Source organism: Alkalinema pantanalense CENA528 (assembly GCF_050753345.1).
GTDB classification, from domain to species: domain Bacteria; phylum Cyanobacteriota; class Cyanobacteriia; order Leptolyngbyales; family Leptolyngbyaceae; genus Alkalinema; species Alkalinema pantanalense.
Map to the genome: position 1 here is coordinate 25,359 of NZ_JBLZFX010000005.1, position 13,981 is coordinate 39,339.

Sequence of the window (13,981 nt, forward strand, 5' to 3'; positions counted from 1 at the left end):
CAATAATAGTTAACAAATCCCGACAAACCTCTTGACAGAAACCGCCACATAGTAGATGCGGCAAGAGTTTTACAAATCTGAGTAGCAATATTACAAAATGTTTCAGACTCAAGGGAGTGAACCTCGTCATGCCGCAAAATTGGTTCTGGAAGGTCGCTAGTCCAGAAACTGATAGAGCCAAAGGTTGCCAGATGGGCGCTTCAGGCATGATGTCAGATCCTGTACTCGCCCAGCCTTGGGAGCCATTTGGGGAACTCCTTTTTTAGACAAAATTTTTGGTTACAGATCTTTTGGAGGAATCCATCCATGAGTATTGTCACGAAGTCTATCGTGAATGCAGATGCTGAGGCTCGTTACCTCAGCCCTGGTGAGCTGGATCGCATCAAGAGCTTCGTTGCTTCTGGCGCAAGCCGCCTGCGGATCGCTGAAGCCCTTGGTGGTGCTCGTGAGCGCATCGTGAAGCAAGCAGGTGATGCACTGTTTCAAAAGCGTCCTGATGTTGTTTCTCCTGGTGGAAACGCATACGGCGAAGAAATGACTGCTACCTGCCTTCGTGACCTTGATTACTATCTGCGCCTCGTGACCTACGGTGTAGTTTCCGGCGACGTTACCCCGATCGAAGAAATCGGTATCGTGGGTGCGAAGGAAATGTACAAGTCTCTGGGTACTCCAATTGATGCATTGGTGGAAGGTGTTCGTGGCCTGAAGACCGCTGCTAGCTCCTTGCTTTCCGGTGAAGATGCTGCTGAAGCTGGCGCATATTTCGACTACGTGATCGGTGCGCTGCAATAGAAACTGGTGAGAAGTCAAGGCCGAGAGTGTAGAATCATCTATCCCTCGATACCTTTTAAGACTTAACACTCTTGAATTCAGCTCGACACATAACGACCACCTTAAGGAATCAAAGATCATGGCACAAGACGCAATTACCGCTGTTATTAATTCTTCCGACGTCCAAGGGAAGTATTTAGATGGTGCTTCATTGGATAAGCTGAAAGCTTACTTTGCAACTGGTGAACTGCGTGTACGTGCAGCAGGAACCATCTCGGCTAACGCTGCTGCAATTGTAAAGGAAGCAGTTGCTAAGTCTCTGCTGTATTCTGACACCACCCGTCCCGGTGGCAACATGTACACCACCCGCCGCTACGCAGCTTGCATCCGCGACTTGGATTACTACCTGCGCTATGCAACCTACGCAATGCTGGCTGGTGACCCCTCCATCTTGGATGAGCGTGTTCTGAACGGCTTGAAAGAAACCTACAGCTCCCTGGGTGTACCCGTCGGTTCCACCGTGGGTGCTATCCAAGCAATCAAGGAAGTAGCTGCTTCCCTAATTGGTGCTGATGCTGGAAAAGAACTTGGTGTATACCTCGACTACATCAGCTCTGGCTTGAGCTAGTTCCGTTAATAAACGGTACAAGGTTGATAGGTAAATCAGTTGTGGGCTTAGAAGTTTGCTTTGCTCAGATCTGGTAACCCTATAGCTTTCCTAGGAGCCAGGAGTCAGGTTTAGCTCGTCGAAGGCTGGTTATATTCTGGTTTTAGCGATCTAAGTCTGGGTCTTGGCTTCTTAGCATCTAGGAAAGTAATGTCTTGAATTTTGCAATCTCCTTTGGAGAAGTTGCGCGATCGCTTCCTGGGCTATTTACCGTGAGCGCTTGCGTTTTGAGAAATTGCATAAATTTGCCCTATTGACAGTGAAGAGTCTAGGGCACAACATTTTAGATCTAGGCTTGCTTAGGTTGGCATTAGGAGAGATAAATCCATGAGAATGTTCAAGGTTACCGCTTGCGTTCCTAGCCAGACGCGCATTCGCACCCAGCGGGAATTGCAAAATACCTTCTTCACCAAGTTGGTTCCCTACGAGAACTGGTTTAAGGAGCAGCAACGCATCCAAAAAATGGGCGGCAAAATTGTGAAAGTTGAACTTTCCACCGGAAAGCCCGGAACCAATACTGGACTAGCGTAATAATGCTCTATGCCACAACTACATTTGTAACTCATTTGTGAGGGGTGGCTCTGAGTATCAAGACTGTTGGAGGCTCTCATTGCCTCCTTTTTTATTTGATTATTTTTGTTGGATTATTTTGTTGGGTTATTTCTATTGCGTTGAATTTTTTATTGGACTGTTTTTATTGCATTGAGTTTTCAGGTTGAGTGTGTGCTCATCAATTGGGCTATGTGCTACTGCATGATGGCAGAAGAATAAACTGAGATGCTTGTATTGCAAGGGTTTTGCTCTCTTGTCATTTGCAGATTCCTAAAACTAGAAATTTCTGCTACGCAAGGGCTTCAGAATTTGCTTCAGAGGGAGTGACAAAAGAGGAATCAATAAACTCAACTTGCCAATAAAACTCAACTTGCCAATAAAAAAGAGAGGCCGTTGACCTCTCCTTCGTGACCCTTTAGCTTCTTGCGGAGCATTTGGGTTTGTTTCTTGATTTGTCGCTGCCTAGCAGAACTCCGTTTACCTTTATCATTGCGTCCCTCTCGTCGAGGGGATTCCCATCGCTTGAGCCTCATAGTTCACCTACCTATTGCTATAACAATATACTACCAACATACTACAGGAATTGTCCAGTCTGTTCGTGCACATACACCGATCGCTTTCCACGATTAACTTGGCTCGATCGCCAAATACAACAGAAGAAAGACTGACTCCAGAAGCTTGTGAACGATGCCACCTGAAGTGTGATTTGAAGATTTTTATAAAGTATGGGCGAGGAGAGACTCGAACTCTCATGCCTTTGCGGGCGGCAGATTTTGAGTCTGCTGCGTCTACCATTTCGCCACTCGCCCGAGTTGCGTTCCCTTACTATAGCCTAAGCTTTTGACAGAAGCAACTATTGACTACAAAATTGACTGGCTTAGAGATGATTAGCTGAGAATTTACCAATTCCGCCAGCCGCCCTTGACCTCATTCGTTGTGCCTGGGGACTGCTGTAACAAGGTTTGATATTCCACGCTATTGCCCCAGCGATCGACTTCCCGAGCCCGTAGGACTGGCAGCGGATGGGTGAGTTGGCTAGTTTGCAGTTCCTGTAGCATCTGACCCAATGGGGTTTGACTGGCCTTGTCGTAATCCCTGGCTTGGGCAATAAATGCCTCCAAATTGAGTTGGTTTACTAAAGAAGGCGAGCCCCCGGTTAATTTCATTAGAACAGACATCATCACAGTCGGATCTTGGGTCGCTAAGAGAGCGGCCCGATCGCAGGTAAATTCAGCACAGCGAACCCAATGCAAGATTTGGGCTTGCATACTTTGGGCAATAACAGTTCCCCAGGAGGGCAGCTGACTTGCAGCCAAAATCAGTAGATTGGCTAAGGTTAAATACACTCCATGCTCGCATTTCAGGTGACCCAATTCGTGGGCCAACACTGCCTGCACTTCCTGGGGGGTTAATAGTTCCAGTAGGGCTGTGTGCACCACAATGAAAGGTTGCTTGCCCCGCATGGCCATGGTGTAGGCATTGGGTACCGGATGCTGACGCACGTAAAATTGAGGGGGCTCTAAATCCAGAATCTGGCAAGCTTCCAGTAAAAGCTGATGGAACTCTGGCAACTGAACAGCACTGACCTGAATGCTGGAGGCTAGATTTTCCATGTAAAAAAATTGTTCTGCGACGTCGCCTAACAACGTTCGTACCAGAACATCCATTCCCAGCAGCTGTTTTAGCTGATTTGTTGCTTCTAGATCGAGTGGATGACGAAATTGCTGGGCTTTGAGACCACGTAACGTTTTTTTGTTAGATAACTTCTGGTGAGACAACATCAAAATTCCTCTATGACCGCGATCCAGTTAAAACCAGCGCGATCGTGAATGCTGTAAACCTAGCCTAGATCATTACTGGGACTCTGGGTTCTAGAGGGACGATGTAGGGATAGCAATATTAGGGATAGCAATCTGCGAAAAAGGCTATTAATCCTGACTGAACGGCACAATTCCCCACAGTCTTGTCTGATCTTCTGGTTCGTCCCATTTTTATCTTGGCTATTCCATTTCGGTGTCAAACGAGTGGGGTTAGACAAGTGGGGTTAGAACAAGTGGGCTTATCGCTTAGGGCAGCTTAGATCAAACTTGGCGGTGAGGAAATGGCCCTAGAGAGCACAATAAAGGGAGTAGATGAACAGAACTTTGGGACATTTAGTCAATGCCAATCGGAAGGTTAAGAGAACCCACAAATCAGGCGGAAGAGCCTAGATCCTACCAATGACTCCTCTGCCCAGTGGGTTGCTGATCAGGTGAGCGATCGAAGCTTCAAACGACCACTCCTAGCAAGATCTTGGCGTTAATTACGCCTGGGGATCTGTTTCTTGATCACCGTTTTTCAGGTCCTCTGGCACGTAAGCACGAACCAGGTTGGCACCCAGTTTCTGGAACTTTTCTTCAAGGCGATCGTACCCCCGATCCAAGTGATGCAACCCGTGAATAGTCGTTTTGCCTTCTGCGGCCAGCCCTGCAATCACCAAGGCGGCAGAAGCACGCAAATCTGTTGCCATGACGGGTGCGCCCGAGAGCATCGGTACACCTCGGACGATCGCGATATTGCCTTTAACGCGGATATCTGCCCCCATGCGGTTCAATTCCGCCACATGTTGCAAACGATTCTCAAACAGAGTCTCTGTAATCACGCTGTTTCCCTCTGCCAAAGTCAGCAGCGACATAAACGGCGCTTGTACATCCGTTGGGAAGCCTGGGTGGGGTAAGGTCTCAATATCCGTACCGCGATAGGTTGCTGTGGGATGTACCCGCACATGGGTGGGTGTCTCCATGGTGTACCCAATGCCAATTTCCCGCAACTTTGCTAGGACGGGGGTGAGATGATCTGGCACGATCGGCCCCACTAGAATCTCTGACCGAGTGATGGCACCCGCCAAAATAAAAGTCGAGGCTTCAATGCGATCGGGGATCACGGAGTAGTCGGCCCCGTGCATTTTTTCCACTCCTTCGACCACAATGCGTTTTGTGCCCGCTCCAACAATTTTGGCCCCCATGGCATTGCAGAAGTTGGCCAAATCGACAATTTCTGGCTCTTGGGCTGCGTTTTCAATAATGGTTTCCCCGTCGGCCAGGGTCGCTGCCATCATGATGTTTTCGGTGGCCCCCACACTGGGAAAATCGAGATAGACGCGAGCGCCCTTCAGACGCCGTCCATTCTTGACGTAGGCATGAACCACCCCATGCTCAATGTGCACCTCGGCTCCTAGGGCTTGGAGGCCGCGTACATGCAGATCTACAGGCCGATCACCGATTGAGCAACCTCCGGGTAACGGAATCCGCGCAGTGCCCATGCGAGTTAACAAAGACCCCATGATGAAAAAGCTCGCCCTCATTTTACTGACGAGTTCATAGGGGGCTTCTGCGTTCGTCAGATTCGATGCATCAAATTCAACCGCATCCTGATCTCGGCTGACTTTGACTCCGAGAGATGCCAAAATGTCACTCATTCGGGTGACATCCAGCAAAGAGGGAACATTGCGCAGCCGGCAAGATTCTGAACAAAGTAAGGTTCCTGCCATGAGAACTAGGGCAGAATTTTTTGCACCGCTAATTGTTACATGACCGCTGAGTGACTGACCACCAACCACTTCAAGCACCGCTTGGCTTGTTTTGGAATTGATGGGAGATTGGGATAGACGAGATGCCACAGTAATGGGACTACCCTCCTGGGTTAACATTTCGAAAAACTTGTAAAGTTGGTTCCGATTCTACCTGAAAGTTTTTTTATGTCTAGCCTATATAGCTACAGTGCATTTCTGATGAGGATAAAGCAGTTCGGATACAACTCAAAAGTATTTCCGCGATGGGCTTGACAAATCAGGGATTTTTCGTGAGAATAAAGAACATTGTGAGTGACAGAAATCACTTCTCTATACCTTAATAAGCGGAACTGGCGGAATTGGTAGACGCGCTAGATTCAGGTTCTAGTGTTCGCAAGGACTTCCGGGTTCAAGTCCCGGGTTCCGCATTAAAGTCAAGTTTACCCAACAGCTACTCAAATCTATCGAGTAGCTTTTTTAATAGAAATTTTTTGAATGGATAGAGATTTAAGTTTTTAATGGTACTTAGACCGTCAACTTGAATTGGCTAATCACTAATCACTAATTGACTAATCCCTGATCGATCCTAGCGAGTTTAATGTTGGTTGATTCGGTAGCCTAAAACAGGATGGATAGATCTTCATCAAGCCTCAGTCTTTTGTTGTCAAGATTGTGAGTCTGTCTGTTTGAGGCGTTGCCTGGATCTATTGGGCCTATAGGTCATTGGGGCTATAGGTTATGTCTTGAGCTTATTTTTATGTCTTGCCAGTTTTGTCAGGAGCTTCGATCGCTATGCTCACTAGCCTACAAAATCCTTTGGTTAAGCAGTTGCGTAAGTTGCAGCGAGCCAAGGAGCGGGTGGGCCAGGGCGTCTTCCTGTTGGAAGGAACTCATTTACTTCAAGAAGCTAAAGCGACCAATCAACCGTTAAATGTGGTGTGTTGTACGGAGGACTGGCAAAACCGCTATCCCGATCTCTTTGCCTGGGTGATGGGGACTGCCCAGCGCCTAGAACAGGTGAGTCCTGAGGTGTTGAGGGCGATCGCGACAACGGTGGAACCGGATGGAGTGGTAGCAACCGTGCCCCGGCTTCATACCCAGGCAATCGAAATTCACAGTTTAGGATTGGTTCTGGAATCTATCCAGGATCCAGGGAATCTTGGCACAATGATTCGGACAGCCGCCGCTGCGGGAACGGAGGGGTTGCTGGTTGGCGGCAGCAGTGTGGACTTAGGGAATCCCAAGGTCTTACGCGCCTCAGCGGGACAATGGTTTCGGCTACCCATGCAGGTAGCGCCTCAGCTACCGGAGCTCCTACAAGCCCACCGAGATCGAGGATTTCAACTGGTAGCTACTCTGCCCACAGCACAAAAGAGTTACTGGGATGTGGATTTTAGGCAGCCGACCTTGGTGTTAATGGGGAATGAAGGTGCGGGTCTTTCAGCGGACTTGGCTGACTTCGCAACCCTCCCTGTGCGGATTCCCCTTGCGCCGGGAGTTGAATCTCTCAATGTGGCGATCGCTGCGGCCCTTATCCTCTATGAAGCTCAACGCCAGCGACAGGCACTTCCATAAGGATCCAATAGGGCATCGGTAGAGCGACTATTCTCCGATTACGAGGCTTCCGGTCGTGGGATAGAGGAAATGGAACTTTCAGAATGGGGCCAATCGTCCTGGTACTGCATAAATTGCTCGATATCGGCGACTGCATCATCCAGTTCTTCGGGAGTAATGGCAGTGTCTACGGGCGGGCAGATTGGTTGAGACAGAACTTGAGGGCCGGGTTCTTCACTGCAAAGGGTTTGCTCAAGCTGATTTAATGAGTTCATAAATGCTTGAGCAGCAGCACGGCGCAGATGTTTTTGATGTTGACCCATGATGCTTGGCTCCAAAATCGAGAACAGCGTCCCTCAACGACCAACGACTTCAGCGGTTTGACTTCAGCAGTTTGTTGATGGAATGAGTGGCGAATGCCTGTATGGTTGCTGGGCTGAGTTTCCTATGAGTTTCCTAGTCATGGCTAACGCACCATCACTACAAAACCTAGGATGCCCAAATTTTGCTGAGGGTTTCACAACCTCAGATCGACCTCGCGTCAATCTGAGTCTATATGCTGATACGCTAGTGAGGGAGCTCAGTCGGGACGATCGAAGCATTTTGTGATGACATTCAGAGAAAACCCTGAGTGCTAAAACGGATTCGATCGTTGTTGAGAATCAGTTTATCGGCCTGTGGCATTTTGCCAAGGGTAAAAACTGGCAAAAATTTCAAGGAATGCCAGGATCTAGTTCATGGGGCAGGTAATTTTGGAGGGAAGTGTGGCTCAGACGTTTGATTATGATTTGGTCATTGTAGGTGCGGGCGTAGGAGGTCATGGTGCGGCGCTCCATGCGGTGGCCTGTGGCTTAAAGACTGCGATCGTGGAAGCGGCTGAGATGGGCGGAACCTGTGTCAATCGAGGTTGCATCCCTTCCAAAGCGCTGCTGGCTGCCTCTGGAAAGGTTCGGGAATTGCGGGATGCGGCTCACTTGGGGGCGATGGGTATTCAAGTCGGCGGAGTCGGCTTCGATCGCCAAGCGATCGCCGATCACGCTAATGCGGTGGTGACTAAACAGCGGGATGGGTTGACCAACAGCCTCAAGCGACTCGGGGTGGATGTCATTCAGGGTTGGGCTAAGGTGGCCGATAGCCAAAAACTTAGCATTGCGACCGCTGAAGGCGAAAAAATCGTGACTGCGAAGGATATCATCCTAGCACCTGGATCCGTGCCTTTTGTGCCGCCGGGAGCTGAGGTGGATGGTAAAACGGTCTTTACCAGCGACCATGCGGTGTCCCTAGAAAGTCTGCCGCCTTGGATCGCGATCGTGGGTAGTGGCTACATCGGCTTGGAGTTTGCGGATGTTTATTCCGCCCTTGGCTGTGAAATTACTCTGATTGAAGGCTTGGATCAATTGATGCCTACCTTTGATCCCGATATTGCCAAGGTGGCGCAACGGACGCTGGTACAGGCCCGGGACATCGAAACTCGTACAGGAGTTTTTGCGAAGAGTGTAACGCCGGGTTCGCCCGTGACGATCGAACTGATGGATGCCAAAACCAAAGAAGTGGTGGAAGTCCTGGAAGTTGATGCCTGCTTGATCGCTACGGGCCGAGTTCCTGCCACTAAGGACATGGGACTGGAAAATCTGGGCATTGAGTTACAGCGGCCTGGTTTTATTCCAGTAGACGATTACCTAGCCGTAGTCAAGGATGGGCAAGCAATTCCCCACCTATGGGCGATCGGAGATGCAACGGGCAAAATGATGCTCGCTCACACCGCTTCGGCCCAGGGGATGGCAGTCGTGGAAACCATTTGCGGTCGGCCCCGCACTGTCAATTACAACGCCATTCCTGCCGCAGCCTTTACCCACCCCGAAGTTAGTTTTGTCGGCATGACGGAACCTGCGGCGAAACAAAAGGGAGAAACGGAAGGCTTTGAAGTCCAGTCCGTGCGGGCTTATTTCAAGGGTAATGCCAAGGCGATCGCAGAGGGAGAAACCGAGGGCTTAGCCAAGGTGATTTTCCGACCAGACAGTGGGGAAATTCTCGGCGTCCATATTTTTGGCCTCCATGCTGCGGATCTGATTCAAGAAGCGGCCAATGCCATGGCCCAGGGCACAACCGTTCGAGACTTAGCCTTCTCGGTTCATACCCATCCCACCCTTTGCGAAGTGTTGGATGATGCCTTTAAACGGGCTGCGGGTGCCGGGGGCGGTCACTAGGGATTGACGGTTAAACTCAAGCTTGATGGTTTTAACCCCTAGGCTCTGAAGTTGACTCTGGTCTAAAGTTGACTCTGAAATTGAGTCTGAAGTTTGGTGAGTCATCTGTTGCCCTAGGGGCTTTACCCAATGCCATTCTTAAAATTGTAGAAATATGGAAATTCGTCGTCGTCCTCCTAACCCATCGATTGCGGTGTTGGATCTGCAATATCGGATTGATGCTCCAGATTCGGTACCTCGCCATATTTTGGAAGAAATTGTTTGGCATAAAGAAACGGAAGTTGAACAACTGCGCGACAAGCTTTCGCTTTTGGAACTTCAGCGAAAAGTGGCCCAACTGGAAACTGTACCGAAGGATTTTTTAGGAGCGTTGCGCCAAGGTCAGACGCAGCCTGCGGTGATTGCTGAAGTCAAAAAAGCTTCGCCCAGCAAAGGGGTGATTCGGGAAGATTTCGATCCAGTGGCGATCGCTCAATCCTATGCAATGGGTGGCGCTTCCTGTCTGTCGGTTCTGACCGATCGCAAGTTTTTCCAGGGTGGATTTGAAAATCTGACGCTGATTCGTGATGTTGTTGAGCTGCCGTTGTTATGTAAAGATTTTGTCATCTATCCCTACCAAATCTATTGGTCTAGATTGCATGGAGCTGATGCGGTACTCCTGATTGCAGCGATTTTGAGTGATAAAGATTTGGCCTATTTCCTGAAAATTGTCAAAAAACTTGGGATGACGGCCTTGGTGGAAGTGCATACCCTTGAGGAACTCGATCGGGTGCTAGCGATCGAAGGCGTAGAATTAGTGGGGATTAATAACCGTGATCTCCGTGATTTCTCTGTTAGCCTCCAGACAACCTGTGAGTTGTTAGAGTTACGGCAATCGGAAATTCACGATCGGCAAATTGTCATGGTCAGTGAGTCAGGAATTCATACAGCCCAGGATTTGCAAACGGTGGCCCAGGTAGGTGCTCAGGCGGTGCTGATTGGCGAATCTTTGATGAAGCAGTCTGATCCCGGCTCCGCGCTTCAACAACTATTTAGCTAGAATACGCGCAAACGGATAGCATTAGGGATCGTAGAGAGGCCCGTTCGAGCAGTGATTGCGCAGCACGATTATTTGGATCGATGTCTATAGTGGGACGATCGGGCCGCTCACTTCAGGATTAATTACGAAGTTAGTTACTAAGATAGTTTCTTCCTATGGCAACTTTGTTTAGACTGGGCATAGGATATCGTCAGCTTTATTATTCGAGCTAGGTTTCTCCCGACTTATTTTGTTATTACGATTTAGTTAGTAAGCTTTCCGCTAAGGATCCCATGGAGCCAATTTCCCTGCCATCCCATGTCCATTACGAGTTGTTGCTGCAATTACTTGAGCGACAGACTCTCTTTGAAGTGGGGCAAACCTGTGGATTAGGGCAACGCTCCCACCAACGGGAGCAGGTGCAACAGTTGATTAGTACCCTCCGTAAAGCACTGACTCAACAGAAACAGTTGGAAGATGAGTTGCAACGTTTGAATATCCCGATCGAGTACCGCTGGTCATTGAATGGCTCCATGGGAGCGAAAGCTGCTGTGGAAGAAAAGTCTATAAGAGAAAAGTCTATGGGGGAACAACCAGTTGCGCCGGACATGACGACAGGATAATTGTTCACTTCGGGATACCAGTTCTAGAAAACAAACAGTCTGGATAATGACATGGCCTCAGACGATCGAGACTCCGATGAACTAGAAGAGCTGCTAGACGTCATTCAACATCAGAGTGAACGGATTTCTCAGCTAGAACAGGTTCTCGATCAAACGATCGTCATCGTTAATGAATTGCGATCTCAGTTGGTTCATCAAGATTGGTTAGAGGCACAATTGGCCGCTACGGAAGAAATTGCCAACGTTCAGCAGCAAGCCATTCACCACTTAAAGCTGAAAATGACTGCGGGACAGGCACCGCTGGAAACGAGTCTTGATCCATCGTTGTCAGTTCTCCAACTAAGTGAAGGTGAGCCAGAACAGATTGGGCGGATGGATCAACTGGCGATCCTAGGGGAAGGATCGGAGCAGTCCCAAGCAGTAAGTAATACATCTAACGAGACTCTAGGCCAAACCCCAGCCACCCGGTTGGAAGTGCGGTTTACTCAAGCGCAGCAGCAAATTCAGATTCTTTATCAACGTTTACGGGGGGATTCCCACGATCGCTTGCACCCTTTCCAGGACACTTCAGAAATCTCTGGAATATCCCGTGATTTACCATTAGAGAACCAAATCGGGCAACTACAACAGCGATTACAGGAATTGGAAAGTGAAAGCTCTAAGCAAATGCAAGTGCAAGCATTTCTACAACAGGCTTGTCAAGAACTGGAGCGAGAACGAGAGGAGCATCAGTTTAGAATTCTCGAATTAGAGCATCAAACTGCAGAAATGCAAGAGCAAATTCTAAGACAAGCACAACAGGCTAGTGAATATGAAACTGCTATTCAGCACTGGAAGGATCGCTTTTATCACATTCAGAATCAAACTTTGAGTCTTAAAGAATTGCTAGAACAAATGTCGGAACCTCTGCCAGAACAGATTATTACGTTATTAAGTACAATTCCGCAGCCCACCACTTCTGAACAAATCCAAAGCCTACGTCGTGCCGTACCCCGTCGCAGTGATTTGCCAGAATTTCTCCAACGGAGACGGGGCTATCGCAAACGATAAAATATGCAAATTGTTTATGAAAAAATAATTGCGCTGTTGGAGCTCAATGTTTACAACTAACTGTGAAATGATCTTGATGTATTGAAGTGATGCAGCAAGTGTTTTTCAGTGGTGCCACTCAAGCTTGCGAAAACCTATATTTCACTACTCCATAAATCAGAACCATCGTCAATAATCCCAAGGCCATGGCTAACGGTTGGATACCTGCCACCCAACAACCCACTAGTCCTAGTCCCAATGCATCTGCAATGAGTACTGGGAGACGATCGCGGATGCCCCAGGGGACGATCGGTGCAGATTCCTGTGGCTGAAGCTGGATTCCTGCCAATAGATTAAAGCCCACTTGACTCAGCAACACAATTGCGGCTCCCCACCCTAGCCAACCGATCGCGCTATAAAAGCCCAGTAATTCGATAACAATTGTCGCGATCGTGACGCCATAAAATCGGCTTAATCGGGCATCCTGGGTCAATTTTTTCGCAAGTGTTAAATCTTTGACCAGCGCCACATTTTCTAGATCTACGATCGCCATACGGCACTGATCCCCACAGAGTAATAGCAGCGCGATTATTACACCTCGGGTGGCCCAGTTAACTGCTGCGATCGTCTGCCAGCCCAAGCCCACTATGGCAGGCAAAAACAAGACGTTGACGAGGACTGCAATCGTTGAAATCTTGCGCTCCATGGCTTGCCTCGAACCCAAAGCCCTATAATCATGCCATATTGTTTTGCATTCGCCGTTGTTTTTGATTGTCCCTTTGTATTCCCTCTAGCTTCCCTATGGCACCCTCTTCCCCTCCTGAACCCTTGACCCCAAACACCACACAAGTCCCAAACACCACACAAGTCCCAAACACCACACAAGTCATAGGTGCAGAGCGAGAGGCAAACCCCTTATTCCCCATTGCTGATCAATTTGCCCACTCCGGTCAAGCGATCGAAATCCGACCCTTTGGGAACGGCAATATTAACGATACGTTTTTAGTTACGGTTGATTTCCCGATCGACCATCGATTTATTCTGCAACGCATCAATACCCAAGTTTTTCGTCAGCCGGAACTCGTGATGCAAAACATGCGAGTCGTCACTGATCATATCCACGATCGGTTACAGCAGGAAAGCCTCGATCGCCGTTGGGAAACCCCGCGAGTTCTTCAAACGAGGAACAATCATGATCATTGGGAAGATGGGGACGGTTCCTTTTGGCGAGCGATTAGTTTTATCGATCAGTCCCAAGCCTTGGACTCGATTCAAAGTGTGGAACATGCGAAGGAAGTAGGGTATGCCCTAGGCAATTTCCATCGGTTGATTAGTAATCTCAATCCTGATCAACTTGCAGATACGTTGGAAGGATTTCATATTACTCCCCGTTATTTACAACACTATTACCATGTTCTAAACAGTATTCCAACCGCCGATGCGCTATTAGTGAGCGATGACACTCAATATTGCATTAACTGGATTGCTGACCATATCGAATTTATATCTGTTCTAGAAGATGCAAAGAAACAGGGTAAATTGCCCCTACGCCTCATGCACGGGGATCCCAAAGTTAACAATGTTATGATTGACATTGCAACACAAAAATCAATTAGTTTAGTGGATTTAGATACTGTCAAACCAGGATTGATTCATTACGATATTGGCGATTGTCTACGATCGGGCTGTAATCCCCTAGGAGAAGAAACCCAGGACTGGCAAGGGGTACGGTTTGACCTAGATCTCTGTCGCGGGATTTTGCAGGGCTATCTCTCTGCGGCTCGGTCATTTTTGACGGAGCAGGATTATGACTATTTATTTGATGCCATTCGTTTAATTCCCTTGGAACTGGGTTTGCGCTTTTTCACCGATCACCTCGAAGGGAACGTTTACTTTAAAACGAAGTATCCCGGTCATAATCTCATGCGGGCATTGGTGCAATTCCAACTGATGAATAGCATTGAACAACAGGAATTTGCCATTCGTCAAATGATTGGGGAGATGCGCTAA

Annotated in this window: 13 protein-coding genes and 2 tRNA genes; 10 read left to right on the forward strand and 5 right to left on the reverse strand. The window is 48.5% G+C overall.

The annotated features are described in order from the left end of the window. Positions 1 to 306: 306 nt before the first annotated feature. The 3 genes from apcA (at position 307) to ACN4EG_RS02835 (ending at position 1,969) form a co-directional block, all read left to right on the forward strand. Positions 307 to 792, forward strand: coding sequence for an allophycocyanin subunit alpha (gene apcA / locus ACN4EG_RS02825; RefSeq protein ID WP_431627646.1), 486 nt, complete (start codon positions 307 to 309; stop codon positions 790 to 792). Between the two features lie 118 nt (positions 793 to 910). Next, the gene (gene apcB, locus ACN4EG_RS02830; RefSeq protein ID WP_431627647.1) at positions 911 to 1,399 is read left to right on the forward strand and encodes an allophycocyanin subunit beta; all 489 of its coding nucleotides are present in this window, start codon (positions 911 to 913) and stop codon (positions 1,397 to 1,399) included. Between the two features lie 366 nt (positions 1,400 to 1,765). Then, on the forward strand, positions 1,766 to 1,969 hold the full coding sequence (locus tag ACN4EG_RS02835) for a phycobilisome linker polypeptide (protein WP_190575717.1): 204 nt from the start codon (positions 1,766 to 1,768) through the stop codon (positions 1,967 to 1,969). Positions 1,970 to 2,716: 747 nt separating this feature from the next. On the opposite strand, the gene ACN4EG_RS02840 is transcribed toward ACN4EG_RS02835, so the two are convergent. The 3 genes from ACN4EG_RS02840 to murA all read right to left on the reverse strand — a co-directional run bounded on the left by ACN4EG_RS02840 (position 2,717) and on the right by murA (position 5,678). Next, a tRNA-Leu gene (locus ACN4EG_RS02840) sits at positions 2,717 to 2,799 on the reverse strand. Positions 2,800 to 2,889: 90 nt separating this feature from the next. Beyond that, positions 2,890 to 3,771: a M48 family metallopeptidase gene (locus tag ACN4EG_RS02845; RefSeq protein WP_431627648.1), complete on the reverse strand. Its 882-nt coding sequence runs from the start codon at positions 3,769 to 3,771 to the stop codon at positions 2,890 to 2,892. A gap of 521 nt (positions 3,772 to 4,292) precedes the next feature. Continuing rightward, a complete protein-coding gene (gene murA / locus ACN4EG_RS02850) occupies positions 4,293 to 5,678 on the reverse strand; it encodes a UDP-N-acetylglucosamine 1-carboxyvinyltransferase (protein ID WP_431627649.1) in 1,386 nt (461 codons plus the stop codon). 206 nt (positions 5,679 to 5,884) lie between these two features. Between murA and ACN4EG_RS02855 the strand changes: the two genes are divergently transcribed. Then, positions 5,885 to 5,968: transfer RNA gene (locus ACN4EG_RS02855), tRNA-Leu, on the forward strand. Positions 5,969 to 6,332: 364 nt separating this feature from the next. Continuing rightward, the gene (locus ACN4EG_RS02860; protein WP_431627650.1) at positions 6,333 to 7,115 is read left to right on the forward strand and encodes a TrmH family RNA methyltransferase; all 783 of its coding nucleotides are present in this window, start codon (positions 6,333 to 6,335) and stop codon (positions 7,113 to 7,115) included. 38 nt (positions 7,116 to 7,153) lie between these two features. On the opposite strand, the gene ACN4EG_RS02865 is transcribed toward ACN4EG_RS02860, so the two are convergent. Continuing rightward, positions 7,154 to 7,417: a hypothetical protein gene (locus ACN4EG_RS02865; RefSeq protein ID WP_431627651.1), complete on the reverse strand. Its 264-nt coding sequence runs from the start codon at positions 7,415 to 7,417 to the stop codon at positions 7,154 to 7,156. A 414-nt stretch (positions 7,418 to 7,831) separates the two neighbouring features. Here ACN4EG_RS02865 and lpdA point away from each other — a divergent pair, with 414 nt between their 5' ends. The 4 genes from lpdA (at position 7,832) to ACN4EG_RS02885 (ending at position 11,992) form a co-directional block, all read left to right on the forward strand. After that, positions 7,832 to 9,301 (forward strand): dihydrolipoyl dehydrogenase, encoded by a 1,470-nt coding sequence (gene lpdA / locus ACN4EG_RS02870; RefSeq protein WP_431627652.1) that lies wholly within the window; start codon positions 7,832 to 7,834, stop codon positions 9,299 to 9,301. A 154-nt stretch (positions 9,302 to 9,455) separates the two neighbouring features. Then, positions 9,456 to 10,340, forward strand: coding sequence for an indole-3-glycerol phosphate synthase TrpC (gene trpC / locus ACN4EG_RS02875; RefSeq protein ID WP_431627653.1), 885 nt, complete (start codon positions 9,456 to 9,458; stop codon positions 10,338 to 10,340). 272 nt (positions 10,341 to 10,612) lie between these two features. Next, positions 10,613 to 10,942 carry a DUF5340 family protein gene (locus tag ACN4EG_RS02880; RefSeq protein ID WP_431627654.1) on the forward strand — a complete coding sequence of 110 codons (330 nt, stop codon included), beginning with the start codon at positions 10,613 to 10,615 and terminating at the stop codon, positions 10,940 to 10,942. 51 nt (positions 10,943 to 10,993) lie between these two features. Beyond that, the gene (locus ACN4EG_RS02885; protein ID WP_431627655.1) at positions 10,994 to 11,992 is read left to right on the forward strand and encodes a coiled-coil domain-containing protein; all 999 of its coding nucleotides are present in this window, start codon (positions 10,994 to 10,996) and stop codon (positions 11,990 to 11,992) included. Between the two features lie 118 nt (positions 11,993 to 12,110). Here ACN4EG_RS02885 and ACN4EG_RS02890 read toward each other — a convergent pair whose 3' ends face one another. Further along, positions 12,111 to 12,677, reverse strand: coding sequence for a hypothetical protein (locus tag ACN4EG_RS02890; protein ID WP_431627656.1), 567 nt, complete (start codon positions 12,675 to 12,677; stop codon positions 12,111 to 12,113). A 95-nt stretch (positions 12,678 to 12,772) separates the two neighbouring features. Between ACN4EG_RS02890 and ACN4EG_RS02895 the strand changes: the two genes are divergently transcribed. Beyond that, complete coding sequence (locus ACN4EG_RS02895; RefSeq protein ID WP_431627657.1) at positions 12,773 to 13,981, forward strand: phosphotransferase enzyme family protein; 1,209 nt, start codon at positions 12,773 to 12,775, stop codon at positions 13,979 to 13,981.

Excerpts from the sequence above, each read along its gene's own strand:
- apcA (WP_431627646.1), top strand. The coding sequence starts at position 307 with ATGAGTATTGTCACGAAGTCTATCGTGAATGCAGATGCTGAGGCTCGT.
- apcB (WP_431627647.1), top strand. The coding sequence starts at position 911 with ATGGCACAAGACGCAATTACCGCTGTTATTAATTCTTCCGACGTCCAA.
- ACN4EG_RS02835 (WP_190575717.1), top strand. The coding sequence starts at position 1,766 with ATGAGAATGTTCAAGGTTACCGCTTGCGTTCCTAGCCAGACGCGCATT.
- ACN4EG_RS02845 (WP_431627648.1), bottom strand. The coding sequence starts at position 3,771 with ATGTTGTCTCACCAGAAGTTATCTAACAAAAAAACGTTACGTGGTCTC.
- murA (WP_431627649.1), bottom strand. The coding sequence starts at position 5,678 with ATGTTAACCCAGGAGGGTAGTCCCATTACTGTGGCATCTCGTCTATCC.
- ACN4EG_RS02860 (WP_431627650.1), top strand. The coding sequence starts at position 6,333 with ATGCTCACTAGCCTACAAAATCCTTTGGTTAAGCAGTTGCGTAAGTTG.
- ACN4EG_RS02865 (WP_431627651.1), bottom strand. The coding sequence starts at position 7,417 with ATGGGTCAACATCAAAAACATCTGCGCCGTGCTGCTGCTCAAGCATTT.
- lpdA (WP_431627652.1), top strand. The coding sequence starts at position 7,832 with ATGGGGCAGGTAATTTTGGAGGGAAGTGTGGCTCAGACGTTTGATTAT.
- trpC (WP_431627653.1), top strand. The coding sequence starts at position 9,456 with ATGGAAATTCGTCGTCGTCCTCCTAACCCATCGATTGCGGTGTTGGAT.
- ACN4EG_RS02880 (WP_431627654.1), top strand. The coding sequence starts at position 10,613 with ATGGAGCCAATTTCCCTGCCATCCCATGTCCATTACGAGTTGTTGCTG.
- ACN4EG_RS02885 (WP_431627655.1), top strand. The coding sequence starts at position 10,994 with ATGGCCTCAGACGATCGAGACTCCGATGAACTAGAAGAGCTGCTAGAC.
- ACN4EG_RS02890 (WP_431627656.1), bottom strand. The coding sequence starts at position 12,677 with ATGGAGCGCAAGATTTCAACGATTGCAGTCCTCGTCAACGTCTTGTTT.
- ACN4EG_RS02895 (WP_431627657.1), top strand. The coding sequence starts at position 12,773 with ATGGCACCCTCTTCCCCTCCTGAACCCTTGACCCCAAACACCACACAA.